The 26,177-nt window shown below is 65.1% G+C and carries 21 protein-coding genes; 17 read left to right on the forward strand and 4 right to left on the reverse strand.

The features are described from left to right. Nucleotides 1–140 precede the first annotated feature (140 nt). On the forward strand, nucleotides 141–1,163 hold the full coding sequence (locus BOH68_RS01770; protein ID WP_170877478.1) for an MliC family protein: 1,023 nt from the start codon (nucleotides 141–143) through the stop codon (nucleotides 1,161–1,163). Between the two features lie 164 nt (nucleotides 1,164–1,327). Beyond that, nucleotides 1,328–1,948 carry an FMN-dependent NADH-azoreductase gene (locus BOH68_RS01775; protein WP_077378915.1) on the forward strand — a complete coding sequence of 207 codons (621 nt, stop codon included), beginning with the start codon at nucleotides 1,328–1,330 and terminating at the stop codon, nucleotides 1,946–1,948. A 142-nt stretch (nucleotides 1,949–2,090) separates the two neighbouring features. On the opposite strand, the gene BOH68_RS01780 is transcribed toward BOH68_RS01775, so the two are convergent. Both BOH68_RS01780 and BOH68_RS01785 read right to left on the reverse strand, forming a co-directional pair. Next, a complete protein-coding gene (locus tag BOH68_RS01780; protein ID WP_077378918.1) occupies nucleotides 2,091–2,717 on the reverse strand; it encodes an IMPACT family protein in 627 nt (208 codons plus the stop codon). A gap of 26 nt (nucleotides 2,718–2,743) precedes the next feature. Further along, nucleotides 2,744–3,220 carry a LexA family protein gene (locus BOH68_RS01785; RefSeq protein ID WP_077378921.1) on the reverse strand — a complete coding sequence of 159 codons (477 nt, stop codon included), beginning with the start codon at nucleotides 3,218–3,220 and terminating at the stop codon, nucleotides 2,744–2,746. 478 nt (nucleotides 3,221–3,698) lie between these two features. Here BOH68_RS01785 and ccmA point away from each other — a divergent pair, with 478 nt between their 5' ends. The 13 genes from ccmA (at nucleotide 3,699) to BOH68_RS01850 (ending at nucleotide 19,471) form a co-directional block, all read left to right on the forward strand. Next, entirely contained in the window at nucleotides 3,699–4,412 is a 714-nt protein-coding gene (ccmA, locus tag BOH68_RS01790; protein WP_077379364.1) for a cytochrome c biogenesis heme-transporting ATPase CcmA, read from the forward strand. Continuing rightward, nucleotides 4,409–5,131: a heme exporter protein CcmB gene (ccmB, locus tag BOH68_RS01795; RefSeq protein ID WP_077378925.1), complete on the forward strand. Its 723-nt coding sequence runs from the start codon at nucleotides 4,409–4,411 to the stop codon at nucleotides 5,129–5,131. The genes ccmA and ccmB overlap by 4 nt, the downstream gene beginning before the upstream one ends. A 150-nt stretch (nucleotides 5,132–5,281) precedes the next feature. Beyond that, on the forward strand, nucleotides 5,282–6,079 hold the full coding sequence (locus BOH68_RS01800) for a heme ABC transporter permease (RefSeq protein ID WP_077379366.1): 798 nt from the start codon (nucleotides 5,282–5,284) through the stop codon (nucleotides 6,077–6,079). Then, on the forward strand, nucleotides 6,079–6,273 hold the full coding sequence (gene ccmD / locus BOH68_RS01805; protein ID WP_077378928.1) for a heme exporter protein CcmD: 195 nt from the start codon (nucleotides 6,079–6,081) through the stop codon (nucleotides 6,271–6,273). The genes BOH68_RS01800 and ccmD overlap by 1 nt, the downstream gene beginning before the upstream one ends. A gap of 81 nt (nucleotides 6,274–6,354) precedes the next feature. Beyond that, a complete protein-coding gene (ccmE, locus tag BOH68_RS01810; RefSeq protein ID WP_077378931.1) occupies nucleotides 6,355–6,852 on the forward strand; it encodes a cytochrome c maturation protein CcmE in 498 nt (165 codons plus the stop codon). Beyond that, complete coding sequence (locus BOH68_RS01815) at nucleotides 6,852–8,852, forward strand: heme lyase CcmF/NrfE family subunit (RefSeq protein ID WP_077378934.1); 2,001 nt, start codon at nucleotides 6,852–6,854, stop codon at nucleotides 8,850–8,852. The genes ccmE and BOH68_RS01815 overlap by 1 nt, the downstream gene beginning before the upstream one ends. Further along, nucleotides 8,849–9,418, forward strand: coding sequence for a DsbE family thiol:disulfide interchange protein (locus tag BOH68_RS01820; RefSeq protein ID WP_077378937.1), 570 nt, complete (start codon nucleotides 8,849–8,851; stop codon nucleotides 9,416–9,418). Before BOH68_RS01815 ends, BOH68_RS01820 begins: the two co-directional genes overlap by 4 nt. Next, nucleotides 9,415–9,948 (forward strand): cytochrome c-type biogenesis protein, encoded by a 534-nt coding sequence (locus tag BOH68_RS01825; protein WP_103751472.1) that lies wholly within the window; start codon nucleotides 9,415–9,417, stop codon nucleotides 9,946–9,948. Before BOH68_RS01820 ends, BOH68_RS01825 begins: the two co-directional genes overlap by 4 nt. After that, nucleotides 9,945–11,282 carry a c-type cytochrome biogenesis protein CcmI gene (gene ccmI / locus BOH68_RS01830; RefSeq protein ID WP_077378940.1) on the forward strand — a complete coding sequence of 446 codons (1,338 nt, stop codon included), beginning with the start codon at nucleotides 9,945–9,947 and terminating at the stop codon, nucleotides 11,280–11,282. Before BOH68_RS01825 ends, ccmI begins: the two co-directional genes overlap by 4 nt. A gap of 250 nt (nucleotides 11,283–11,532) precedes the next feature. After that, entirely contained in the window at nucleotides 11,533–15,051 is a 3,519-nt protein-coding gene (gene smc / locus BOH68_RS01835; protein WP_077378943.1) for a chromosome segregation protein SMC, read from the forward strand. A gap of 259 nt (nucleotides 15,052–15,310) precedes the next feature. Then, a complete protein-coding gene (locus BOH68_RS01840; protein WP_077378945.1) occupies nucleotides 15,311–16,570 on the forward strand; it encodes a cell division protein ZipA in 1,260 nt (419 codons plus the stop codon). Nucleotides 16,571–16,991: 421 nt separating this feature from the next. Continuing rightward, nucleotides 16,992–19,094, forward strand: coding sequence for an NAD-dependent DNA ligase LigA (gene ligA, locus BOH68_RS01845; protein ID WP_103751482.1), 2,103 nt, complete (start codon nucleotides 16,992–16,994; stop codon nucleotides 19,092–19,094). Between the two features lie 74 nt (nucleotides 19,095–19,168). Further along, the gene (locus BOH68_RS01850; RefSeq protein WP_240499610.1) at nucleotides 19,169–19,471 is read left to right on the forward strand and encodes a YheU family protein; all 303 of its coding nucleotides are present in this window, start codon (nucleotides 19,169–19,171) and stop codon (nucleotides 19,469–19,471) included. A 168-nt stretch (nucleotides 19,472–19,639) separates the two neighbouring features. Here BOH68_RS01850 and BOH68_RS01855 read toward each other — a convergent pair whose 3' ends face one another. After that, the gene (locus BOH68_RS01855; RefSeq protein ID WP_077378951.1) at nucleotides 19,640–20,950 is read right to left on the reverse strand and encodes a 2-hydroxycarboxylate transporter family protein; all 1,311 of its coding nucleotides are present in this window, start codon (nucleotides 20,948–20,950) and stop codon (nucleotides 19,640–19,642) included. A gap of 269 nt (nucleotides 20,951–21,219) precedes the next feature. Between BOH68_RS01855 and BOH68_RS01860 the strand changes: the two genes are divergently transcribed. Together BOH68_RS01860 and BOH68_RS01865 are read left to right on the forward strand one after the other, a co-directional pair. Then, nucleotides 21,220–22,974: an ATP-binding protein gene (locus tag BOH68_RS01860; protein WP_258038344.1), complete on the forward strand. Its 1,755-nt coding sequence runs from the start codon at nucleotides 21,220–21,222 to the stop codon at nucleotides 22,972–22,974. 63 nt (nucleotides 22,975–23,037) lie between these two features. Beyond that, nucleotides 23,038–23,775: a response regulator gene (locus tag BOH68_RS01865; protein WP_077379372.1), complete on the forward strand. Its 738-nt coding sequence runs from the start codon at nucleotides 23,038–23,040 to the stop codon at nucleotides 23,773–23,775. Nucleotides 23,776–23,847: 72 nt separating this feature from the next. Here BOH68_RS01865 and mnmC read toward each other — a convergent pair whose 3' ends face one another. Continuing rightward, nucleotides 23,848–26,094, reverse strand: coding sequence for an FAD-dependent 5-carboxymethylaminomethyl-2-thiouridine(34) oxidoreductase MnmC (mnmC, locus tag BOH68_RS01870; RefSeq protein ID WP_077378956.1), 2,247 nt, complete (start codon nucleotides 26,092–26,094; stop codon nucleotides 23,848–23,850). Between the last annotated feature and the right edge of the window lie 83 nt (nucleotides 26,095–26,177).

The following is a 26,177-nucleotide window of genomic DNA, read 5'->3' on the forward strand; positions in this document are numbered from 1 at the left end:
GCCCGGATCATACGAGGGCTGCTGCCTGTTCGGCGCCAGATGTCTCGCCTTGGCGTGGCGGGCGTCAGGTGGCCACTATCTCGACATGCACTGCGACAGGTATCTCGACAGGCGCCTCGGCCAATCTCCTGTGCGTGTCGATGATGGCGCTGCTGAGTGGCTGCTCCATGCTGTCGGATGAATCGCGTGATGCGCCGAGTGCGCAGGTGATGCCGGCACCGCTGAAGATTCCTGAAGTGCGTCCTGCCACGAAACCAGTCAAGCCCAGGGTACCCAGTGCCGAGTCGCTGGGTCAGGCGCCGGCGGTGACATTGCCCGCGACCTTCCTGCCGCCTCGGGGGGCCAGCGAGTATCAGGTCTGGCGCTGTACGCCGGCGCAGGATCTGTTGATGGCCTTCAGTGATGAACAGGACGCGAGGGGCAGGCCTCCCGTCTCTGTGGCGACGGACACCCCTCAGGAGGCGACTGCTGAAGGCTGGCTGCGGCTATGGTCGCGTCAGCACGCCTACGCCCTGGGGCATGTGGTGAGTGCTTCCGGCGCCCGTTATCGGGCCAATGACGCCCCGGTCTCCGAGCGGCAGCGTCAACAGGCCGAGGGGGGAGCCCGTGAACTGGAAGTCTGGTTCAAGGGGCGGGAAGCCACGCTGCACAATGCGCGCGGCAATCTTGAGTGCGTTCAGGATGATCAGCGCACCATCCAGATCCCCGATGACCAGCCGCTGCTGGTGGCACAGGGTCACGAGCCTGAGTGGCGTATCAGTCTGGATCGAGCGCATAACCGGATGACGGTGACGGCATCGCCCGACCTGTTGGGTGCCGTGCAAGGCAAGGCGCGGGCGTCGCAGGACGCTACAGGCACCGATGACGGTAGCTCTGGCGTTGCCGGGAACGAGAGCGGCAAGCAGGAGCAGGAGTCATCGTCGCTCAGTCAGTTGACGTTACCCTATCGGGTCAATGACGACGGCAAGCATGGCAAGGTGCTGTCGGCGCGCTTGCCGCGCGCTTCAGCCGGCAGGGGGTGGCTGAAACTGAGCCTGACGCCGGGTGCCTGCTTCGACACCATGCAAGGTACCCCGTATCCGCTGACCTCCGAGCTGACTCTGACGCGAAAAGGGGGAGAGTCTCGAGATCTGAGTGGCTGTGGAGAGGCATACCTCCCCTGACATGACGTCTTTTCGTCGATTTTTTCGAATGGTTGGTGCGATCTTTATCGCTTTTTGTGCCACGGAGTTCATCTATCATGGCGGGCAGCTCTCCATCACGGGCAACGGATGCCAAGCCTGGCTCGTGATGGGAAATCGTCCTTTCTGTCTGCGGAGAACCTGCCATGTCTGCCACACCGCTCAATGTTCTGCTGGTCTCATCTTCCCTGTTCGGAGAAAAAGGCAACTCTCGTGAACTGGCTTCCGCGTTCGTGGATGCCTTGCAGGCGTCCGGTCACGAGCATCAGTTGACGCATCATGATCTGGTCGAGCGCGACCTTCCGCACCTGGGCGCCGCCGAGATGCAGGCATGGATGACGCCGGCGGATGAGCGAAGCGCTGAGCAACGCAAGCTCGCCGAGCTGTCCGATGGTTTCCTGGCCGAGCTGAGAGCGGCAGACCTGCTGGTCATCGCGGCACCGCTCTACAATCTGGGCCTGCCGACGCAGATGAAGGCGTGGTTTGACCGGGTGCTGCGTGCCGGCGAGACCTTCCGCTACACCGAGAAGGGGCCGGTAGGTCTGCTGGAAGGCAAGCAGGCACTGGTGCTGGCAGCACGTGGCGGGATGTATGCAGGCAGTGACCTGGATTCCCAGACGCCGCATCTCACATCCATGCTCGGGCTGATGGGCATCACGGATCAGCACTTCGTATACGCTGAAGGCCTCAACATGGGCGATGAGCCAAAGGTGGGAGCTCTGTCAGAGGCCAGGACAGGCATCGCCAACTACGTAGATTCTCTCTGACCCGGTGTATCTGCCGTAGCTGAGTCACATTGGTTGAGCATGATGAATGAAAACGCCACCGCCGCTCTGAGAGGAGCGGCGGTGGCGTTTGTGCTATCGGGAAGCAGAGGTTACTGGGGGAGGAGCCAGTGGCCGGAAACGCTCAGCCTTGGTCTTCGAGCACTTCCAGTGCGCCCTTGAGGCGCGCATGCAGCTCTTCCAGCGGCGGCTGAGCGCCGCCTTGCGGCCAGCCCGCCGTCAACACCACGCCATCGGCGGCATAGTCGCTGGCATCCACCGGTACATCGTAGCCGCTCAGCCAGTGACGCACGTCGGCCTCATGAGCGAATCCGACCTTGAGGCGTCTGGGTGTACGCGGCGTGAAGGTGGTGGTGGGCAGTCGCTCGAGGGCGTCGAGCACGGCACGACTGTATGCACGAGCCAGACCACCGGTGCCCAGCTTGATGCCGCCGAAGTAGCGGATCACCACGCAGGCGATCTGCCCCACGCCGCTGCCTTCCAGTACCTGATACATCGGCCTGCCGGCGGTACCACCCGGCTCTCCGTCATCGGAGAAGCCGATGGCATTCTGCTCATTCGGCGCACCCGCGATGAATGCCGTGCAGTGATGACGTGCATTGGGATGGGCGAGATGCGCCTGTTCCAGCAGCCGCGTCATGGCGTCTGGTGTCGGAGCGTGGGCCAGCCAGGCGATGAAGCGGCTCTTCTCGATCTCGATGCTGTGCTCGTGATGCGCCTCTGGCGCCAGTGCAGGTATCTGATAGCTCATCGTGCCATCTTAGCAAAGCGTCGCCCTCAATGAGTGACGGCGTTGCCGCGTACGACACCCATCACCATGCCCAGCACTTCGATATCGGCATTCTTGAGGTAGATGGGGGCCATGCTGTCGTTGGCCGGTTGCAGGCGTACACCGCTCTTCTCGATATACAGCTTCTTCAGCGTCACTTCCTGCTGGTTGATCATCACCACGGCGGTCTCACCGTTCTCGGCACTTTCACTGCGCTCGATGATGATGATGTCGCCATCATGAATGTTGCAGTTGATCATCGAGTGGCCGCGAACGCGCAGGGCGTAGGTGTTGCGTCGCACCATGCGCGTCGGCACGGCGATCGTGCCGCAGTCGGCGATGGCTTCGATGGGCATGCCGGCGGTGATGTTGCCGAGCAACGGGATATCCATCATGTCGCTGGCAGTGATTTCCTGCCAGGCCTCGTCATTGAGCGGCAGATTGTGAAGGCGCTGAAGGTAGTGTGGAGCGTGAAGACGTGACATGAGCTATCCCCTGATGCTGTGCGGTCGGCAGAGGGAGCCGACCTGCGATGCAGCGTGAAAGGTCGTCAGGCTGAGTTCATCTGCGGCCTGATAGGCTCTGCGAACATGATGACAACGCGATGAGAGCCGACCCGTTCGGTCTGCTGCCCGGGCAATGCCAGGCATGCGATGACGATACTGTATGAGTACTGTTTTTGTATACAGTGTCTGCATCATAGCAAGCCAGCGCGAGGTGGCAAGGGGTGAGTCGGGCGTCGATGCCAATCAGGCGATGGGTGTGTCGTATGAATGTGCACCATGCTTTGCTGATGGAGCGCGCGAGAACTTGACTCCCGTGCAAGGCTCGAAGCGTGCGGGTCGCGTCATTCGGGCGACCGGTGGTCAGTGCCGGCTTCAGCTCGTAGAATGACGCGATTGGATCCCTCGGGACCAGCCTCTGATGTCGCGCTCCGCGACTGACCAGCCGCGAGATGTCGGGATGTCGATCCAGCCAGTCAGCGATGAAGCCCGTTGCGTGCCGCCCTTGCTGGCGGTGCGGGCGCTTGGGTGTGAGCGCGATGAGCGCTGGCTGTTCCAGGCGCTCGACTTCAGCCTCGCGGCGGGCGAGATCCTGCAGATCGAAGGCCCCAATGGCAGTGGCAAGACCACCCTGCTCAAGATTCTGTCCGGGCAGTTCCATGATCACGAAGGCGAAGTGCTCTGGCAGGGGCAGCCTGCCTCGCGGGTGCGCGACGATTTTCTGGGATCACTGCTCTATCTGGGTCACCAGCCCGGCATCAAGGGCACGCTGACGGCATTGGAAAATCTTGCCTGGTATCAGGCGCTCGGTGACGCTGCATCTTCTCGAAACGCCGCGGAGCGACGCTCGCTCGCCTGGGCAGCGCTGGACGCCGTGGGGCTTGCCGGCTTCGAGGATGTCCCGGCCCAGCAGCTGTCGGCTGGTCAGCAGCGGCGCATCGCCCTGGCGCGATTGCATCTGACACCGCGTCGACTGTGGGTGCTCGACGAGCCCTTCACCGCCATCGACATCGATGGCGTCCAGGCGCTGGAGGCGCTGCTGCTGGCGCATGCCGAACGGGGTGGCAGCGTGGTGATGACGACCCACCATCGCTTCTCGGATGTCTCGCGATTGCGCCGAATAGGCCTTGGGCAACGCGCTGGCGCGGAGTCGAGGGAGGGCGCCTGGGCATGAGACATGATCCTCTGACACCATTGTCCGAGTCTCCCGTTGCCTGCTCGTTGGGTGGAGCACTCAAGGCGACACTTCGACGCGACCTGCGTCAGGCGTTGCGCCGGCGCAGTGAGCTGATCAACCCGCTGGTATTCTTCGCCCTGGTGATCACGCTGTTTCCGCTGGGGATCTCGCCGGACAAGGCGCTGCTGGCGACACTGGCGCCGGGGCTGCTGTGGGTGGCGGCCTTGCTGGCCACGTTGCTGTCACTTGAGGGGCTGTTCCGGCAGGACCTCGACGACGGTAGCCTTGAGCAACTGCTGCTGACCCCCCAGCCGTTGCCATTGCTGGTGCTGGCCAAGGTGGCGGGGCACTGGCTATTGACCGGTCTGCCGTTGGCGCTGATGGCACCGCTGCTGGGCGTGATGCTGGGGCTGCCGAGCGGCGCCTTCGGGGTGCTGATCGCCTCGCTGGCGCTGGGCAGTCTGAGCCTGTCGCTGATCGGCGCGATCGGCGCGGCGCTGACGGTCGGGCTGCGGCGCGGCGGCGTGCTGCTCTCGCTGATCATCCTGCCGCTGTACATTCCCGTGCTGATCTTCGGCGCCGGCGCGGTGCAGAGCGCCGTCACCGGCATGCCCAGCGCCGCCCACCTGGCCATGCTGGGTGCGATGCTGGCGCTGGCACTGTTGCTGGCGCCGCTTGCCATCGCCGCCGGTCTGAGGTTGAGCATCAATGGCTAGTCCCTGCTCCCTGCCGGCTGGCAGAGGGTGGCCTGAGTGCCGCCAGCACTTCGCCAGATATCCTTTCGCCCCTGACAAGAGGCTCGTGTGAACGCCGATTCCGACTCTCATCAAGCGCCTGCTCGCAAGGTTCGCCCGCGCAAGGGCGGGCTGTGGCCATGGCTGCATCGCTTGGGCACACCGGCGACCTTCTTCGCGGCCAGCCAGCGCTGGCTGCCGTGGCTATGGGCCGTGGCGATCCTCGCGCTGGTGGCCGGCAGTGCCTGGGGACTGGCCTTCGCGCCGGCGGATTACCAGCAGGGCAACAGCTTCCGCATCATCTATGTGCATGTGCCGGCGGCGATTCTCGCCCAGTCCTGCTTCATGCTGCTGGCGGCATGCGCACTCATCTTCCTTGTCTGGAAGATCAAGCTGGCGGACATGGTCGCCACGGCCGCCGCCCCCGTCGGCGCCTTGATGACGGCGCTGGCGCTGTTTTCCGGCTCGGTATGGGGCATTCCCACCTGGGGCACCTGGTGGATCTGGGATGCCCGGCTGACGTCGATGCTGATCCAGCTGTTCCTATATCTGGGCGTGATCGTGCTGCGTGGTTCCTTCGCCAGTCGTGACAGCGGCTCGCGTGCCGCCTCGATTCTGGCGCTGGTCGGCATGGTCAATATCCCGATCATCAAGTATTCGGTGGATTGGTGGAGCACACTGCATCAACCTGCCACCTTCACGCTGAGTGAAGCACCGCCGATGCCGGCCAGCATGTGGATTCCGCTGCTGCTGATGGTCATCGGCTTCTACGCCCTGTTCGGTGCGCTGGTACTGATGCGCACGCGGGTCGAGGTGCTGAGGCGTGAGAGTCGCAAGCAATGGGTGCGTGACCTGCTGAGCCCGCACTCGGACCCACGACCCGGCCAGAATTCGCCTGCAGGCCCCGTTTCCACAGAGGGTGATCACTGATGAGCTTGCCCGATGTCGCCTTCTCGAGTGTCAGCGAGTTCTTCGCCATGGGAGGACACGCCCTCTACGTGTGGTCCGCCTGGGGGCTGACGGCGGCGTGCCTCGCGGGGCTGGTGATCGCCACGCGGCTGTCCCGTCGCGCGGTGGAGGCCGATATTCGCCGTCGCCTGCGTCGGGAATCCGCCCGTTCCTGAATCCATTCTCGACCTCCCGTGCCAGTCGTCCCGCTGGTCGCGAGAGGCATGATCGTCCCTTGCCCTGATCGAGCCCTGACCATGACCCCCAAACGCAAGCAGCGCCTGTATCTCGTCACGGCCATCGTGCTGCTGGCCGCCCTCGCGGTGGGCCTCACGCTCTATGCCCTGCGCGCCAACATCAATGCCTTCTACACCCCGACCCAGATCGCCAGTGGCGAGGCGCCCCAGGGGCGTCAGATTCGCGCAGGCGGCATGGTGCGCGATGGCAGTGTCAGGCGTGACAACGAGACGCTGGATGCCATCTTCACCGTCACCGATTTCGATCATGACGTGACGGTGCATTATCAGGGCATCCTGCCGGACCTGTTTCGTGAAGGGCAGGGCGTGGTGGTGATGGGCACCTTCGATGGTGAGCATCTCGAGGCCAGCGAAGTGCTCGCCAAGCATGACGAGAAGTACATGCCGCCGGAGGTATCCGAGGCTCTCAAGGCGTCCGGACGTGATGTCTCTGGCAACAGGACGGATGACAGGATAGACACCGGGATGACAGAGAAAACACCTCAGGAGGCGCAGTGATGGTGACGCAACTGTTGCCGGAAATCGGCCATTTCGCGCTGATTCTGGGGGCCTGTCTGGCCTGCGTGCAGGCGGTGGTGCCGCTGGCGGGAGCCGCCACGCGTCGCCCGCTGTGGATGAGTTTCGCCCAGCCGATGGCCTGGGGGCAGTTCCTGTTCGTGCTGATCGCCTATGCCTGTCTGACCGCGAGCTTCCTGCTGGATGACTTCAGCGTCGCCTACATCGCCAACAACTCCAACAGCCAGCTGCCGTGGTACTTCAAGTTCAGTGCCGTGTGGGGCAGTCACGAGGGTTCGGTGCTGCTGTGGAGCCTGATACTGGCGGGCTGGGGCTTTGCCGTCTCGCTGGGTGCGCGCGATCTGCCGCGCGACATGCTGGCGCGGGTACTGGGCATCATGGGATTGATCTCCACCGGCTTCATGGCCTTCGTGCTGCTGACCTCCAATCCCTTCGCACGTCTGCTGCCGGACATGCCGGCAGATGGCGCGGATCTCAATCCGCTGTTGCAGGACATCGGGCTGATCATCCATCCGCCGATGCTCTACATGGGCTATGTCGGTTTCTCGGTGGCATTCTCGTTCGCGATGGCGGCTCTGCTGGGCGGGCGCCTCGATGCGGCATGGGCACGCTGGGCGCGCCCCTGGACCAACATCGCCTGGGCGTTCCTGACCGTCGGCATCGCGCTGGGCAGCTGGTGGGCCTACTACGAGCTCGGCTGGGGCGGCTGGTGGTTCTGGGACCCGGTGGAGAACGCCTCCCTGATGCCGTGGCTGGCCGGTACCGCCCTGATCCACTCACTGGCGGTCACCGAGAAGCGCGGTGCCTTCAAGAGCTGGACGGTGCTGCTGTCGATCTTCGCCTTCTCGCTGTCACTGCTGGGGACCTTCCTGGTGCGCTCCGGCGTGCTGACCTCGGTGCACGCCTTCGCCAGTGATCCGGACCGCGGGCTGTTCATCCTCGTGCTGCTCGGTATCACCGTCGGTGGTTCACTGTTGCTGTTCGCGCTGCGCGCACCGCGCGTGCGCTCGACGCTCGGCTTCCACTGGCTGTCGCGGGATGCCTTCCTGCTGGTCAACAACCTCGTGCTGCTGGTGATGATGGTCACCGTGCTGCTGGGCACTCTCTATCCGCTGGTGCTGGATTCGCTGGGGCTGGGCAAGATCTCGGTGGGCCCGCCGTACTTCAATGCGCTGTTCGTGCCGCTGACCACGCTGCTGTGTGCCTTCATGGGGCTCGGGCCGGCCTCGCGCTGGAAGCAGATGCCGGGGCGCGAGCTCGTGCGCCGTCTGGCACTTTCCGGCGGCGCGGCACTCATCATCGGCGGGCTGCTGCCGCTGTTGCTGGATATCGAGTGGAGTCTCTCGGTGGCGCTGGGGCTGGTCATCGCGCTGTGGGTGGTGCTGCCGCTGCTGCGCGACCTGTGGGACAAGAGTGCCTCGAAGGCAGGGCGCTGGGCGGGCCTCAAGCGCCTCACGCCCAGCTACTGGGGCATGCAGCTGGCGCATCTGGGCCTGGCCGTGACCATCGTCGGCGTGACGCTGGTCTCCAATACCGAGGTCGCCGAGAACGTGCGCATGGTGCAGGGCAAGGAAGTCAGCGTGGGCGGCTATCAATTCCGCATGACCGAACTTGGCGAGTATCGCGGCCCCAACTACCTGTCCGACCGCGCCACGGTGGAGGTCAGCCGTGATGGCGAGGCGGTGACGACGCTGCATCCCGAGAAGCGCCTGTTCCTGGCCAGCGGCATGCCGATGACCGAAACCGCGCTGGATGCCGGCTTCACGCGTGACCTCTACGTCGCCATGGGCGAGAAGCTCGATGACGATAGCTGGGCAGTGCGGATTCAGGTCAAACCCTTCGTGCGCTGGCTGTGGCTGGGCGCCTTGCTGATGGGCGCGGGCGGTGTGATCGCCGTGCTGGATCGCCGTTATCGCCGGCGTGTCGAGGCCAGGGCGGTGACCGACAATCCCTCACTCACCACGCAGGAGGCTCACCCATGAATCTTCGTCGTCTGGTGCTGTTCTTGCCGTTGGTGGTCGTGGTGGGGCTGGGCGCTTTTCTCTATCAGCGCCTCGATGATGACCCTTACGCACGGGACTCCGCGCTGCTGTCGCGCCCCTTCCCCGCATTCTCGCTCAGCACCCTGGGTGACCCGCAGGCGAGCCTCGATGCCTCGCTGCTCAAGGGCCAGGTCAGCCTCGTCAACGTCTGGGGCGAGTGGTGCCCGACCTGCAAGCACGAGATGCCGCAGCTGCTGGATCTCGCGAATCGCGGTGTGCACATGGTCGGGGTCGACTACAAGGACACGCGTGCCAAGGGCCGCCAGTTCCTCGAGGAATTCGGTGACCCGTTCAGCGTCAATCTCTTCGACCCGGATGGCACCCTGGGGTTTGATCTCGGCGTCTATGGGGCGCCGGAAACCTTCCTGGTCGATGCCGAGGGCGTGATCCGCTATCACCACACCGGCTATATCCGTCCGGAAGATGTTCGCGATGTGATCCTGCCGACACTGGAGCGGATCGCGAAACCTGCGACTGGTGCCGCCGGCGAGGAGGCCAGCTCATGAAGTCCGTGCTCAAGAGTGTCGCCATCCCGCTGGTGCAGGCGCTGGTCGTGCTGCTGTTTCTCTCGTGGCTGGCGGCTGGCAAGGCGCAGGCTGCCATCGAGGTGCATCAGTTCGACAATCCTGTGCTGCAGAAGCGCTACGACAGCCTGACGGCCGCGCTGCGCTGCCCCAAGTGTCAGAACCAGGCGATCGGTGACTCGGATTCCCCCATCGCCGGTGACATGCGCCAGAACGTGGCGGATCTGCTCAATGACGGTCGCAGTGACAGCGAGATCCAGAATTTCATGGTCGCGCGTTTCGGCGAGTACGTGCTCTACAACCCGCGCCTCGATGGGCGTACCTGGCTGTTGTGGGGCGGTCCGGCGGCCCTGATCGCGCTCGGACTGCTCATCGTGGCCTTGATCGTGCGGGCCCGGCGACGGGCACGGGTGCGTGCGCTGGACGATGATGAGCAGGCACGCCTTTCAGCGCTGCTCGACAGGCATCGCGATGCCGGCAATGCACCGCAAGACGCCAAGGAGCGCTCATGATTCTGTTATGGCTGGCGATCGCCGTGCTGCTGCTTCCCGCCGGTTGGCTGCTGTTGCTGCCGCTGCGCCGCGCGCGCCGTGTGCATGCCGCCCAGCAGGCCTTCGAGGACAACGACAGCCTCGGTGCCGAGAATGTGCGTGTCTATCGACGTCGACTGGCCTCGCTGGAGCGCGGCCATGCGCGCGGCGAGCTGGATGACACGGCGCTGGCGGAAGGGCGTGTCGAGCTGGAACGCAGTTTGCTGGAGGATGCCGAGGCTTTGAGGCGCTCCCCGCTCAAGGCGGCCGGCAGTGGTCGTGTGCTGGTGCCCGTGTTGCTGGTGGCGCTGGTGGCGGGCTCGCTCTACTGGTATCAGCGCGAAGGGGCGAGCGGTGACCTGGCGCTGGCGCAGGCGATTGCCGCCACGCCGATCCATGATGCCGCCAGCTTCAATGCGCGCATCGCGCGTCTGCGCGCCGAGGCCGAGGCACAGCCGGACAACGCCAAGGTGTGGATGGCACTGTTTCCGCTCTATCGTGATGCCGGACGCCTCGATGAGGCGATGCAGTCTCTCGAGGCGTTGATCGCGCTCGAAGGTCGGGTGCCCGCGCTGGTCGCGCAGCTGGCGCAGCTCAAGTTCTTCGCCGCGCAGCGCACGCTGACCGATGAGGTGCAGGGGCTGGTCGACGAGGTGCTGGCAGCCGACCCGCGTCAGCCCACCGTGCTCGGCCTGTTGGGGATCGAGGCGTTCGAGCAAGCCCGCTATCCCGAGGCCATCGACTACTGGCGCAAGGCGATTGCCGGTTTCGAGAACCCCGATGCCGCCAAGGCCCTGCGTGAAGGCATCGCGGCCGCGCGTCAGCGCATGGCGAGTGCCGGTGAAGTCGATGCCTCGGTGGCGCTGGACAGCCCGGCAACGGCCGCTGCTCAGGACAGTCAGGCAGGCACTGCACGTCTGACGCTCAAGGTGTCGCTGGACCCCGCACTCGAGGCGCAGTTGGTGGCGATGCCGGTGAGTGCTGACGAGGCGACGCTGTTCATCGTGGCGCGTGATGCCGAAGGCAAGTTGCCGCCGCTGGCGGTGGTGCGTACCACCGCAGACAGGCTGCCGTTGACGGTCACGCTCTCGGATGACGACGCCATGGCCCCGATGGCGCGGCTCTCGATGGCGGAGCGCGTCACTCTCGTCGCGCGCATCTCCGCTTCCGGTCAGCCGGTGGCGCAGTCGGGGGACCTTGAAGGCAAGCTCGAGAATGTCATCGTTACTCGCAGCACCGAGGCCGATGCTGATGTCAGTCACGAGGCTGCGGACGCGCCACTGATGCTGCGTATCGATCACCGCGTCGCACGGTGAGTCGCGATGTGCCCCGACTCGACGATCTGATCACGTGGATCATCATTGCGCCGGTTGGGGCCATCGCCGCTTTTGGGTAGACTGCGCGCTGGTTTTTCGAAATGCCCTCGATGAGCGGCTGCTTCGTCGTTAGGACATGTTTACCCTGCGGCGGCGCGGGCTCTCCACCGGGAGACCTGAGAGACCGCGGCGGTTCAGGTTTTCCTGCTCCAGCTCTTCTTCCTCCAGACTCAAGGACGCGCCAGGCGCAATGCGGCTCAAATCGATCAAGCTGGTCGGCTTCAAATCCTTCGTCGATCCGGTCACCGTGCCCTTCGACAGCAACATGACGGCGATTCTCGGCCCCAACGGCTGCGGGAAATCCAACGTCATCGATGCTGTGCGCTGGGTCATGGGCGAGTCCAGCGCCAAGAACCTGCGCGGCGAGTCGATGACGGACGTCATCTTCAATGGCTCCACCGGTCGCAAGCCGGTGGGGCAGGCCTCCATCGAGCTGACCTTCGACAATGCCGACGGCAGCCTCGGTGGCGCCTGGTCCGAGTACGCCGAGATCGCCGTCAAGCGTCTGGTGACGCGTGACGGCCAGTCCGGCTACTTCCTCAATGGCCAGAAATGTCGCCGACGTGACATCTCCGATGTCTTCCTCGGCACCGGGCTCGGCCCGCGTTCCTACTCCATCATCGGTCAGGGCATGATCTCGCAGCTGATCGAGGCGCGCCCGGATGATCTGCGCAGCACCCTCGAGGAAGCCGCCGGCATCTCCAAGTACAAGGAGCGCCGCCGCGAGACCGAGAACCGCATGAAGCGCACCCAGGAGAACATGGAGCGCCTGGATGATCTGCGCGAGGAACTCGACAAGCAGCTCGAGCGCCTCAAGCGTCAGGCCGAAGCCGCCAAGCGCTACCAGACCCTCAAGCAGGACGAATACCGCCTCAAGGGCGAGCTGGCCGTGCTGCGTCGGCGTGGCCTGCGCGCGCAGCAGCGTGAGCAGCAGTCACGTGTCGCGGAGCTGGAAACCGGCGTCGAGCGCGAGATTCTCGGTCAGCGTCAGTGCGAGAGCCAGCTGGAAGAGCAGCGCTATCAGCACGACGAGCTGGCCGGTGAGCTGGAAACGCATCAGGCCGCCTTCTATGAGACCGGTGCCCAGATCGCCCGTCTCGAGCAGAGTCTCGAGCACGCCCGCACTCGTGAGCAGCAGCTGGCGGCGGATCTCGAGATCGCGCGGCGAGAGCTGAGCGACATCCAGCGCGTCGAGGGCGAGGACGGTGAGCGTCTCGAGATGATCGAGGCACGTCTGGAAGATATCGCGCCGGAACTGGAGCTGGCGCGTGAGACCCTCGAAGGGCTCGAGCTGTCATTGGAGGAGGCCGAAGAGCGCCGCCAGGACAGCCAGAGCGAGTGGGAGCGCTTCAGTCAGGCCGACAACGAATCCCAGCGCGGGGCCGAGCGTGCCCAGAGCGAGATCCAGCGCATCGAGAATGCCATTCGTGACGCCGAGACTCAGCGCGAGCGCCGTCGTCAGCAGCTGGCGGAGTTGCCGGATGTCGCCGAACTGCGCGAAAGCCGTGAGGAACTGCGCGAGCAGCTCGACGAGCTGACGCTCGGCAGCGAATCGCTGGAGTCGCGCCGCGAGCAGGCCAGTGAATCCCGTGAGCAGGCACAGACGGATCGTCTGGCGCTGGACGGTGAGCGTGACCAACTGCGCCAGCGTCGCAACGTGTTGCAGGGCGAGCAGGCCTCGCTTCAGGCGCTGATCGATGCCGCGCTGCGGGATGACGATGACAGCCTGGCGACGCATCTGGACCGACATGGTCTCGCGCAGGCCCCGGCGCTGGCCGAGGGGCTCGAGGTCGCCGAGGGCTGGGAGTCCGTCAGTGCCTGGGTGCTGGGGCCCTTCCTCAAGGCACGCATGTCCCGTGCAGAGTCGGATGCGACGGCTGCCCTGATGAGTGAGTTGCCCGGAGGCGAGTTGTTGCTGGTCGATGCTGCCGGGGAGACGAATGCCACGGCCCCTGAAGGCACGCTGGCGGCGCGGATCACCGGTGCTCCGGCGCTGACGGGCTGGCTATCCAGCATTCACTGCGTCGAGTCACAGGCCGCCGCCTGGGGCCGGCGCGATTCGCTGGCCGCCCATGAAAGTGTGCTGACACCGGACGGCCTGTGGTTGGGACGTGGCTGGAGCCGGCGTCAGATAGCGGGCGAGCGTGCCGACAGCGTGATCGGCCAGCGCGCGCGTCTCGAGCAGGTCGTGCTGGAACTGGAAGCGCTGGAGTCGCGACTCGACGATATCGAGGCGCGGCTGGCTGCCGCTGATGAACAGATTGCCGGCGCCGAGCAACAGCTCGAGCATCTGCGGGTCGAAGAGCGGGAGCTTGGCGAGCGTCAGCGTGAGCTGAGCCTCAAGGAGGCGGGGCTCGCCAGCCGACTCGAGCACGTCGATGGTCGCGCCCGCGAGCTTGAGGAAGAGCTCGAGCAGCTGGCGGAGACCCGCGAGAATCATGCCCTGACGCTTGAGGAGGCGCGCGAGCGCTGGCAGCAGGCGCTGGAGGCAGTGGAGAACAATGCCCAGTCGCGTGAGTCGCTGGAGCGCTCACGGCGCGAGCATCAGGAGGCGCTGGCCGGGCTGCGTGCCCAGCTGGCGCCCGCGCGGGAGCAGGTCAGCCGTCTCGACATGGAGCGTCAGCGCCTGGTGACAGAGCGCGATGGCATGCAGGGCCAGCGCATGCGAGCCGTCGAGCAGCGCGAGAAGCTCGCCGAGCGCATCGAGCTGCTCGAGGCCAGCCGTGAAGAAGCCTCGCTGCCGCAGGAAGAAGAGCGCGAACAGCTCGAGATGTTGCTCGAGACACGCCTCTATCAGGAAACCAAGCTGAATGCCTGTCGTGACAAGACTCATGAATTGGTCGAACAGATGCGTCAGGCCGAGCAGTCGCGCCAGACCCATGAACGCAATCTCGAGGGCATTCGTCAGCGCCTCGAGGAAGGGCGCATGCAGGTGCAGGCCTTGACCTTGAAAGCGGATGCGCAGGATGAGCAGCTGCTGGAGCTGGGCTATGACGAGGCGGCGATCACGCTGCTGGAGGACGAGCTGGACCCGAACGCCACCGAATCGGCCTGGAGCCACAATCTGGAGCAGGTCGGTGAGCGCATCAAGCGGCTGGGGGCCATCAACCTGGCCGCCATCGAGGAGTACGACCAGCAGGCCGAGCGTCGCAACTACCTGGAAGCCCAGCATGCGGAGCTGGCCGAGGCGCTGGAGACCCTTGAGCGTGCGATACGCAAGATAGATCAGGAAACGCGGGTGCGTTTCAAGGACACCTTCGACAAGGTCAACGCCGGAATCCAGACGCTTTTCCCGAAGATCTTCGGTGGCGGAACCGCGTGGTTGACACTGACAGGCGATGATTTGCTCGAGACGGGCGTGGCGATCATGGCACGCCCGCCGGGCAAGAAAAACTCGACCATTCATCTTCTGTCAGGTGGGGAGAAGGCTCTGACGGCGCTGGCGCTGGTCTTCGCCATCTTCCAGCTCAATCCGGCCCCGTTCTGCATGCTCGATGAGGTGGATGCGCCGCTGGATGATGCCAACGTCGGGCGTTATGCAAGGCTGGTGAAAGAGATGTCGGAAAGCGTACAGTTCATCTATATCACCCATAACAAGATCGCCATGGAGGCGGCGGATCGGTTGATGGGCGTCACCATGCAGGAACCGGGCGTCTCGCGTCTTGTCTCTGTAGGGATCGAAGAAGCGGCGGTACTGGCTGAAGCGTGAGTGAAAAGCCGTGCAGGAGGCCAAGGTCATCCTTGTGCGCGGTAGCCAGCGGCCGTCTTTGCGGCCAAGTTGGCAAAATCGTGTTGCACATAGAGATCGAAAGCACTACGAGTTTGCGTCATAGTGTCAGTCAGGGATAATTGAAGGGCGATTGCGCAGGTCACCACCACAGGATTGACATTCGAAAAATGTCCCCTTTTTCTGCAATCGCGCTATGCTGTTCACGTGCATGGTGCCCAAGCAAACAGGCTAATGACCCATGGAATTGAGAGAGTGGCTCATCTTGTTGGGGTTGGTGCTGGTCGCAATCATCGTCGTTGACGGTGTGCGCAGGCTCCAACGTCAACGTCGAGTACCCCGACTGGATCGAGCGGGTACGGAAGATTCCACCGAAGAGGCGGGTGTTTCCGCGGTGGAAGAAGAGGAAGAACGTGACAACTGGGAGCTGCCGAATGGCGGCTACCGGGTGGTTGGCGATGCCGAAGCGCAGGCCGAGGCGGAGCAGGATGCCGTGCTCGACAATGCCCATGGCATCAAGGCCTCACGGGTGACGCAACCGAGTCGTCCGGCACAGCCCATGGAGCGCCGTGAAGCGCCGGAGCGCAAGGGCTTCGGCGAGCGTGCGGCGGCCTTCGGGGCGCGTGCCAGCCAGTCGATGCGCGACGTGACCGCCAGTCTGGGTGCGCGACGTGACGACGAGCATGACGAGGCGCATCGCGAGCCTGTGCTCGGCACCGCCTCCAGCGAGCAGTCAGAGACGGCGCGCGAAGAGGACTTCCATGAGAAGCCGGTGATCACCGCCGAGGACGACAGCATCAGCGTCTCCTCCACCCAGGCCGATGATCTCGAGCCAATGGCCGAGATCGAGGAAGGTCAGGATGTGAAGGCCGAAGCGTTCTCCGCTGGCCAGCAGGCCGATGACGAGCACGCGGCTTCCGAGCGCAAGGAGCCTTCGCTGGAAGCGGCCGCCGTGCCTGCAGCCGACACGACAGTCTCCGAGGATGATCGCCATCCGTTGGTGCTGCGTGCCGAGCGCAATCAGGTCGATGACCAGCTCGCACGTGACACCCTGGCTGATGCCAGTGAAGTCATCATCATCTCGGTGATGGCGCGTGGCGAGGAAGGCTTCAGCGGTGAAGACGTGCTGGGCATCTCGCTGGCCTGTGGTCTGCGCCATTCCGAGATGGGGCTGTTCCTGCGCCATGAGGAAGATGATGACGACAGTCCCTTGCAGTTCGCGATGGCCAACGTGGTCAAGCCGGGGATCTTCACGCCGGCCGAGATGGTGGACAGTCAGCTGGATGGCGTCACCTTCCTGATGCCGCTGCCGGGCGCGGATGACACCTCTGCGGCCTTCGAGACCATGGTCGAGATCGCCATGCTGCTGGTGCGTCGCCTGGGCGGTGAGCTCAAGGACGAGAACCACAGCGTGATGACGGCCCAGACCATCGAGTTCAAGCGCCAGCAGGTGCACGAGTTCGAGCGTCGCAATCGTCTGCATCGCTACCAGGCCAACTGATCGACTCGCGAGCCATTCTCAGAGTGGGTCCGTCATGCCACAAACGCCAACGGCGACCTTCGGGTCGCCGTTGGCGTTTGTGTTTCATGCGATTCTCCGTCCTCGTTCTGAAGCGCCTGACGCCATGTGTCATCTGCGATCTTTCCTCTCAGCCGGGAGTGGGGTCCATCGCGCGCTTTGAGTACAATGACGGCATCATGGCGACCCCCCGGCCCTGCGATTCAGGCCGGAGGACCTGTCGCCACCCGCTTTCCGGTCGATCAGCGCAGCCCTTTGGGCACTGCTGATGAGGCCACCGTTTCGAGTGAGTGTCATGTCAGCCCAGGATGATCTGTTTTCGGCCCCTGCCGATGATTCCAGCGCCTCGAGCGTTCCTCAGTCCGCTGCCCCAGCTGCGGTGGAAGGTGTGCCTGCCAAGGTGATGGAGGAGGTCGCGCAGCTGCATCGCGAGCTGCTCGAGGCCAGCCACCGCTATTACGTGCTGGATGACCCGACGCTGACCGATGCCGACTACGACACGCGCCTGCGCCGTCTCGAGGCACTGGAAGCCGACTACCCCCAGCTGATCACGTCGGAGTCCCCCACCCAGCGTGTCGGGGCCGCACCGGCCAGCGGTTTCGAGGAAGTGCAGCATGCGGTACCGATGCTGTCGCTCAACAATGCCTTCGATGACGATGAGCTGCGTGCCTTCGTGCAGCGTGCGGCGAAAACCCTGGAGTTGGGCGATGCGGAAGACGCAGGCGAGGCATTGAGCTTCTGCTGTGAACCCAAGCTCGATGGCCTGGCCGTGTCGCTCATCTACGAGAATGGCGTGCTGGTGCAGGGCGTGACGCGCGGCGATGGACGTACCGGGGAAGGCATCACCACCAATCTGCGCACCATCCGCTCGATCCCGCTCAGGCTGCGGGGGGATGATCTGCCGGCGCTGCTTGAAGTGCGCGGCGAGGTCTACATGAGTCACGCCGGCTTCGAGGTGCTGAACGCGCGAGGCCGCGACGAGGATGGCAAGGTGTTCGCCAATCCGCGCAATGCCGCCGCCGGCAGTCTGCGTCAGCTGGATTCCAGTATCGCTGCCTCGCGCCCGCTGGAGTTCTGTGCCTATCAGGTCGCGCGCCTCGATGAGGCGCTGCTGGCCACGGAGGTCGGTCAGAATCATTCCAGCCTGATGGCGCTGCTCAATGACTATGGCTTTCGCACCAGCCCGCAGCTTGAGGTGGTGCGCGGTGCTCAGGGCATCATCGACTACACCCGCCGTCTCGGCGAGCAGCGCGAAGGGCTTGATCACGACATCGATGGCGCGGTCATCAAGCTGGATGCGTTGCGTCTGCAGCGCGAGCTGGGCTTCGTGGCGCGCGCACCGCGTTGGGCCATCGCCTTCAAGTATCCCGCGCAGGAGCAGGAAACCACTCTGGAAGGCGTCGATTTCCAGGTCGGACGGACTGGCGCGCTGACACCGGTCGCCCGGCTGGCACCGGTGCAGGTCGCCGGGGTGGTGGTCTCCAATGCCACGCTGCACAACATGGATGAGGTGGAACGTCTCGGCGTGCAGATCGGCGACAGCGTGATCATCCGGCGGGCCGGCGATGTCATCCCGCAGGTGGTGCGGGTCGCCAGCGAAGGTGCCAGCCGTGAAGCCATCGTGCTGCCGGACGGCTGCCCGGTGTGCGGCTCCGAGATCGAACGTCTCGAAGGCGAGGTGGTGGCACGCTGCGCGGGCGGACTGATCTGCGCCGCGCAGCGCAAGGAAGCTCTCAAGCACTTCTCCAGCCGCAAGGCGCTGGATGTCGATGGCCTCGGCGAGAAGCTGATCGAGCAGCTGATCGAACGTGAGCTGGTCAAGACGCCGGCGGATCTGTTCCATCTCGACGCTGCCACGCTGGCCGAGCTGCCGCGCATGGGCGAGAAGTCCGCCGCCAATCTGGTTGCCTCGCTGGACAAGAGCCGCCATACCACCCTGGCGCGCTTCATCTATGCCCTCGGTATCCGGGAAGTCGGCGAAGCCACCGCGGCGAATCTGGCCACGCACTTCGGCACGCTTGAAGCGCTGCGCGCGGCGGATCAACCCGCGCTGGAAGCCGTGGAAGATGTCGGCCCCATCGTCGCCGCGCATATCCATACCTTCTTCCAGCAAGCGACCAACAACGAGACGCTGGAAGCGTTGCTCGCCTGCGGCCTGAGCTGGGAAGAGGTCGAGATCGGTGAGCGCCTCCAGCCGCTGGCAGGCCAGACCTGGGTGCTGACGGGGAGTCTCGACAGCATGACGCGTGATGAAGGCAAGGCGCGCCTGCAGGCGCTGGGCGCCAAGGTGGCGGGCAGTGTCTCGAAGAAGACCGCTGGTGTCGTCGCCGGGGAGGCGGCGGGCAGCAAGCTCGAGAAAGCCATGCAGCTGGGGCTCACGGTGCTGGATGAAGCGGCCTTCGTGGCGCGTCTGGCCGAGTGGGAAGCCGGCACCGACTCAGTTTCAGGCTCAGATTCGGACGCGCAGAAAGCCGATGCACAAGACAGCGCAGGAGAGGATGCATGAGTACGGACACGCTGAATGATGCACCGCAGGCGCCAATGGCTGCGTCACGTTCCACGGATGAACAGGAGCTACCCATGAGTCAGATGCCGCTTGATCAGATGGACCCGAAGGATCGCTTCATCGAGGTGCCGCAGACCATGCTGCCCGCCGACACGCGTCGCGCCCTGCTGGAGACCTTCGTCACCCGTCAGGGCTATGACACCACCGATGTCGGCGAAGGCATGGCCGGCTGGGTCGCGGAGCTGGAAGGCCAGCTGTCACGCGGCAAGCTGTTGATCGTCCATGACATCGGCACCGAATCCACCGAGGTGATGACGCTGGAGCAATGGCAGTCCTTCGGTCGCCAGCTGGCAGACGATGAGGAAGAGGGCGACTGAGCCCGGCCAGCGGTCATGATCCGTTGGCGAAGCCCTGACCTTGCTTCTGCCCCTGGAAACGACGACGCCCCCGGCACAGGCCGGGGGCGTCGTCGTTCCTGCCGCGTCTGTCGAGGCACCTGGCGTCGGTGCTCCTATCGAGGGCGGATCATGCGAATCGAGGCCGGATCATGCGAACCACATCGGCACGACCAGACTCGAGATCAGCAGGATCAAGGCCCCGCCCAGGCGCGAGGAAATCTGCGCGAAGGGCATCAGCTGCATGCGATTGGCCGCCGAGAGGACCGCGACGTCACCCGTGCCGCCCATGTTGGCCATGCACAGGCCAGCGGTGATGGCGGACTCGATGGGATAGAAGCCGACCAGCTTGCCCACCAGCCCTGCACCGAAGGCGGCACCGGCGACGACACCGAAGACGATCACCACGTAGGTGATGGTGATGGCGTCGATCACCTGGCCCAGGTCAGTGTAGGCCACGCCGATGCCGAACAGCAGCGCGAAGGTCCAGTTGCCCGCGACGAAACGGAACCATTGAGCGGCAGCCTGGTTGATGCTTTCCGGCACCAGGTTAGCGCACTTGAGTACGGCAACCGCGATGATCATCAGCGCGTAGGGGTGCAGCGGGATGACCTTGCCGAGAATCTGGCTGGCGACGAAGAAGCTCAGGGCGATGACCATGCCGATGCCCAGCTGGGAGAGATCAGGCGCGCTCTTCTCTTCACGGACATCGACGCCCGGCATCATCTGGCCGCCGCCGGTCAGTGACGGGAAGCGCTTGCCAAGCCCGTTGAGCAGCCCGGCGATGATGATGGCGAAGACATTGCCCAGCGCCAGCGCCGGTACCAGGATCGAGATGTAATAGCTGGCCGGCTGTCCCAGCAGTTGCTCGTAGATCTGGCTCATCGGCACGGCGCCTGCCCCCATGCCACCGCCCATGATGGGCAGGGCGATGACCATGACGGCATCCTTGGGCGAGAAGCCCATGATCCAGCCGACCAGCATCGCGAAGAGTGCCGCGAACAGCACCGAGCACAGCAGCGGCAGCGCGAAGCGTGCCCCGACCTTGACCAGCACGCGGGAGTCCATGCCGAGAATGCTGCCGGTGATCAGTGCCGCGATGTAGAAATTCAGAAAGCCGCCGGCCTTCATGAACTCGCTGACGCTGGCCGTGACATCCTGTGGCAGCCAGTCGCTGTAGACCAGGGTCGCCGCGCCGAAGATGGCGAGAATCGCTCCGCCTCCCAGGTAGCTGTTGATGATCGGCAGGCGATCACCCAGAAAGCCCAGCAGCTCACCGAGGACCATCATGACCATCAGGGCGCCGATCATGCCGGCCGGCAGGGTATCGGTGGCGATGGCGGCGATCAGGACCAGAAACGACAGGGCGAAGATCGGCAGGGACATGCCGAAGATGCGTGTCTTCAGGTAAGGCGACTCGTCGGCAGGCGTGGCCGTGGCGGTCTGCGAGGAATGTGTCATGCAGGCTCCTTGTCCTGCACTCTGTCGTTGCAGGACCTGTTGTCATGTCCGGATGCGCTGGCGTGGCATCGCGGGATCGGTTGGGACAAGGTGGGACATCATGTCCGCGCAGTGGATGCGCGTCACAGGGAGCTTACGATGTGGCTTTCGAGGGCCAAGTTTTGCGAATTAAAGAAAGCCTTTTGAAACTTATGAAACCGCATGGCGCGGCTCGCTCACGTGCTGGGCGAATTGGCCATGCCACCAAGGGGGCACGTGGACTGTCTGGCGTGTTGCATTCTTCTCAACCCGGACTGAGCGCGCTGACCTCGCTGCTGGCTGCCGGCATGGTGATCGTCAGTCTGCTGGTCGCGGCCTGGCTCTTCAGTGCGCAACTGGAGCGGACCCAGCATGAGATACAGGGGCAGCGCATCGCCGCCCTCGCGCAACGCATCGCGCGGCTGCCTGAGGTGCGCGCCACCTTGAGCGAAGCCAACGCCTCGCAGGCAGCGCCTCCCGCCGCGAATAGCCGCCTGGCGGCACGCATCGAGCGGCTGCGCCGCGAGAATGCCGTCGACTTCATCGTGGTGATGCGTCCGGACGGCATGCGACTCAGTCACCCGGAGCCCGCGCGGATCGGCCAGCCGTTTCAGGGGGGAGACGAGCAACGTGCGCTCGGAGGCGCGGCCTATCTCTCCGAGTCCCGCGGTACGCTCGGCGAAAGCCTGCGCAGCTTTGCCCCGGTGATGGCTTCTGCATCCGATGGCGAAGCGCGTTCCGTCATCGGCGCCGTTGCCATCGGCATCACGCTGGATTCGCTGGGGCGGCGGCTGGCCGATGAGAAGCGTCAGCTGCTGATCGGGCTGGGCATCCTGATGCTGTTCGGCACGCTGGGGGCGCTGGGGCTGGCACGCTATCTGCGCAGACAGCTCAAGGGGCTGGAGCCGGCGGCCATCGCGCGTCTGGTGGAAGAGCATCAGGCGGTGCTGGCCAGCCTGGAAGAGGGCATCATCGTGGTCGACCCCGAGGGGCATGTCACCCTGGTGAATGCCGCGGCGCGCGAGCTGCTGGGGACGGCCCCCGAACCGGGAGAATGCCTTGAGGCGTGGTTGCCCGATACCGGCATGCACGAGTGTCTAGCCGCGCACTCGCCGGTGGCGGAGCAGGACGCGGCTCGCCTGCGTCAGGTCACCCATGACGGGCGGCGATTGTGGGTGCGTTGCCAGCGGGTGCATGATGGCGAGCATCTCATGGGCGGCGTGCTGGTATTGCGTGAGCACGACCGCATGCAGCGCCTTGCCGAGGAGCTGACCGGCGTCCGCCGACAGGCAGAGTCACTGCGCGCCGCGCGCCATGAGTTTCGCAATCGGTTGCATGTGTTGTCAGGGCTGACGCAGATGCAGGACCTCGACGGCCTGCGAGATTACCTGGCATTGCTGGTGGAGCGGGAGCTGCCAGCGGATGCCGCGGCCGCTGAGCGCATCGCGGACCCTCTGCTGGCAGGATTGCTGATCGGCAAGCACAGTGAGTCTCGCGAGCGGGGCATCGCGCTCAATGTCGAGCTGGACGTCGAGTGGCATCATGCACGGCCGGAGCACAGGGAGATGCCCGGCGCAGCGCTGTCTCAGGCCGAGCTGTCTCAGGCCGTGCTGCCGGTGCTGGAGCGCAGCTTGAGCCATGATCTGGTCAGCGTGATCGGCAATCTGCTCGACAATGCCTTCGAAGCGCTGGAGGAGATGGACGGTGCCACACACGCCCCGGCCGTCACTCTGAGCCTGATGCTGGAATCCGTGGGTGAGGCGTCAGAGGCCCAGTTGTCGATCAGCGTGGCAGACAACGGCCCCGGCATGTCGGCGGAGCTCATGGAGACGGCGCGCGCGGCGGGGGTAAGCAGTCGTGGTGAAGGTCGCGGGCTGGGGCTGTCGCTGGTACAGGAGATCGTGACCGCGCGCGCGGGAGACTGGCACTTCTACTCGCCCCCGGGCGGCGGCACCCTGGTCGAGCTGACCTTGCCCTGCCAGCGGTCGCCCACTGCGGCGCCCTGAGAGCATTTCACGTCGTTGGACGGCTGCCGTCCAAGACCCCGCATGATCAAGGAGCCTGAGCGCATGCGTGTGCTGATAGTCGAAGACGACCCCATGGTCATGCGTCTCAATGTCGAATACCTCAATCGTATCGATGGCATGCGCCTGGTCGCCCAGTGCGAGGATGTCGCCGCGGCGCTGGAGGTGCTGGCGCAGGAGGCGGTGGACCTGGTGCTGCTGGATGTCTATCTGCGCAGCCGCAGCGGTCTGGAGGTATTGCGCTGGTTGAGACGCCATGCCGCCCCTGACATCCAGGTGATCCTGATCACCGCCGCCAGTGAGGCGGATACGGTGCGCAGCGCGCATGCGCTCGGGGTATGCGATTATCTGGTCAAACCCTTCAGCTTCGCCCGCTTCCAGCAGGCACTGGCACTGGCACGGCGTGGTCGCCAGCAGCTGGAGAGTCTCGAGGGGGAGGTCAGTCAGCAGCAGCTGGACCAGCTGTTCGGCTCGCACATGGCGGTCAGTGGCGCGGCGGGGACGGTGTCTGATGGCCGCCTGCCCAAGGGTGTGACGGCAGCGTCCCTGGCGCTGGTCGCCGGTGCCATCCAGGCGCTGCCACGCGATGAAGACAGTTTCACCAGCGAGGCGTTGCTGAGCGCCACGGGCATGTCGCGCGTGACCATCCGCAAGTACCTGCGCCATCTGGCGGCCTGCGGCATGCTCAGCGAGGCCTTCCACTACGGCCAGATAGGCCGCCCCTCCTTCACCTATCAGGTCATCGATCGTCAGGCGCTTGCCAGGCAGTGCCGGCTCCCCTGAAGGACGTCATCGGAGGGCGAGCCCTGTGTCTCTGCCAGTGTCCACCCATGTCTGCCAATGTCCGCCAATGCCTCAGCGCCGCTGCACGATGTCGCGGATCAGGCGGCGTCCCGGGTGCAGGTGCTCGGCCAGTTCGCGCTCCAGCGGCAGCGGCTCGCCGCACAGCTGTGAGGCGATCAGCTCCGCACACAGCGGTGCGGTGGTGAAGCCGCGTGAGCCATGCGCGGTGGAGAGCCACAGGCCGGGCAAATGGGCGCCGCTCAGTGACGGCACGCGCTTTTTCGCATCGAAGGCCATGGCGGCGTAATCCTCACGCCATTGCGCGGCGTCCGGTGCCGGACCGGCCAGCGGGCTCTTGTCGGGGCTGGCGGCGCGCCAGGCGACACGCCCCTGCCAGGCATCGTCTTCCAGCCTGACGCCACGCGCCCGCTCCCAGGCAGCGACGAAGGCGGGCAGCGCACTGCGCAGCTCGGCGACATTGGCGATGTGGTCTGCTTCACGTACCGAGTCATCCTCATCGCGCGGGGCGAAGGTCGCGCCGAAGCTGAGCGTCACGCTGCCGTCGGCGTGACGCTGACAGGGCGAGACATAGCCACCGGCACACACCACGCTGTCGAGCATGGGCAGCCCTGCTGCCTGTTCGGGCGGCACCGTGATCTCGCTGACCTGACCACGAATCGGCTGCAGCGGCAGATGCGCGAGCGGCTCGGGCAGGTGAGTCTTCTCCCCCAGCGCGACGATCAGCTGATCCACTTCCAGACAGCTGCCGTCGCTGGCTTGCAGCTGCCAACGCGGCGTTGGTGCGTTGTTGCCTGTCTTTCCGCCTTCCTCTCTGCCTTCCTCGGCCTCCAGCGACTGAATGGCCTCGATGCGCGCCTGCCGAAAGCTGATGCCCGGCGTGGCGGCGAGGTGCTGACACAGCGCCTTCGGACGCACCCAGCCCGCGACGGGATAGAAGAGGCCATCGAAGGTGATCTCGCTGCCGGCGATCTGGCTGGCCTGGTCGGCAGTGACCGGCCTGAGCAGCGCCTCGGGCAGCGGGTGATTGTCCGCGAAGCGCTGTTGGCGCTTGCGCTCACGCTCGCTGGTGGCCAGCTGCAGCACGCCGCTGGTGGACCACAGGGTCTGCTCGGGGTCGAGGCTTGCCAGCCAGCGCCGGCTGTATTGCAACGCGGCCAGCTGGAAGCGGCTGGCAGGGTTGGTCTCGGCGGCCAGCTTCACGTAGAGCGCCCCCTGGGTATTGCCGGAGGCCCGCGCACCGGGGGCTTCGGCGTCGATCAGCGTGACCTTCACGCCACGCCGCGCCAGCGCCTCGGCGCAGCTGGTGCCGGCGATGCCAGCGCCAAGTACCGCGACGTGTGTCTCGCGGGAGATGGGTGCCGGCTGGGGCGGCTGCGTCCAGGGCTGTTCCCGGCGCAGCGGATGAAGCACCCCGCGCTGTGCGGGCGATGTCAGCGAGGGCCGGGGCTGGTCATGCTGTTCATGCCTTTCGGCAAGCCCCATCAGCTCGGCGCGCGCCGCCGAGGTGGCAGCGTCCAGCTCGCCGCAGATCATCTCGCGCTTCATGCCATGGCCGGGCACCTTTCGCCAGGCGAAGCCTGCCGCCCGCAGGCCGCGCCGCACGAAGCCCGCGGCGGTGAAGGTGGCGAAGGTCGCCTCGGGATGCGAGATGCCGGCCATGGCCGCGAACAGCGCCGGTGACCACATTTCCGGATTCTTCGACGGCGAGAAGCCATCGAGGAACCAGGCATCCACGCCTCCTTCGAGGCGTGATAGGCGCTCGACGGCATCGCCGAAGTGCAGATCCAGCGTGATGCGCTCATCCAGCCACAGACGATGCACGCCGAGTACCGCAGCCGGCCATTGTGCCACCAGCGGTTTCGCCAATGAGGCGAGATCCGGCCAGGCGGACAGCGCGCGTTCGAGATCCGCGGCACGCATCGGATGCTTTTCCACCGAGACGACATGCAGGCGTGCCTCGGCGGGTGCCGTGGCCAGAAAGCGCTGGGCGGCGCACAGGATATTGAGGCCGGTGCCGAAGCCGGTCTCGCCGATCACGAAGGGGCGCGCTTCCCGCCAGTCACGGAAGCGCTCGCTCAGCCGGTTGCTGTCGAGGAAGACGTGTACGGTCTCGGCGCGGCCATCGTGGATCGAGAAGTACACATCCCCGTAATCCATGGCCTGTGGGGCCGCGTCATCCCATTCAAGGCGTGCCTCTTCCAGCGCGGCCAGCGGTGCCAGCGGGACCTCCGGCACCACGCCGGGGGCCGTGACAGGGTCGATCGCGCTCGGTGGCGTCGTCGCAGGCTTGCGTGTCATGGCGTCCGGCCTATCCTTCGGCGCCGCGTCGGACACTGACGATGCGGACGGCTCAGGCGTGGCGGAAGCGGGCTGGCGGGGGG

It is taken from the genome of Cobetia sp. MM1IDA2H-1 (genome assembly GCF_002916775.2).
GTDB classification, from domain to species: domain Bacteria; phylum Pseudomonadota; class Gammaproteobacteria; order Pseudomonadales; family Halomonadaceae; genus Cobetia; species Cobetia marina.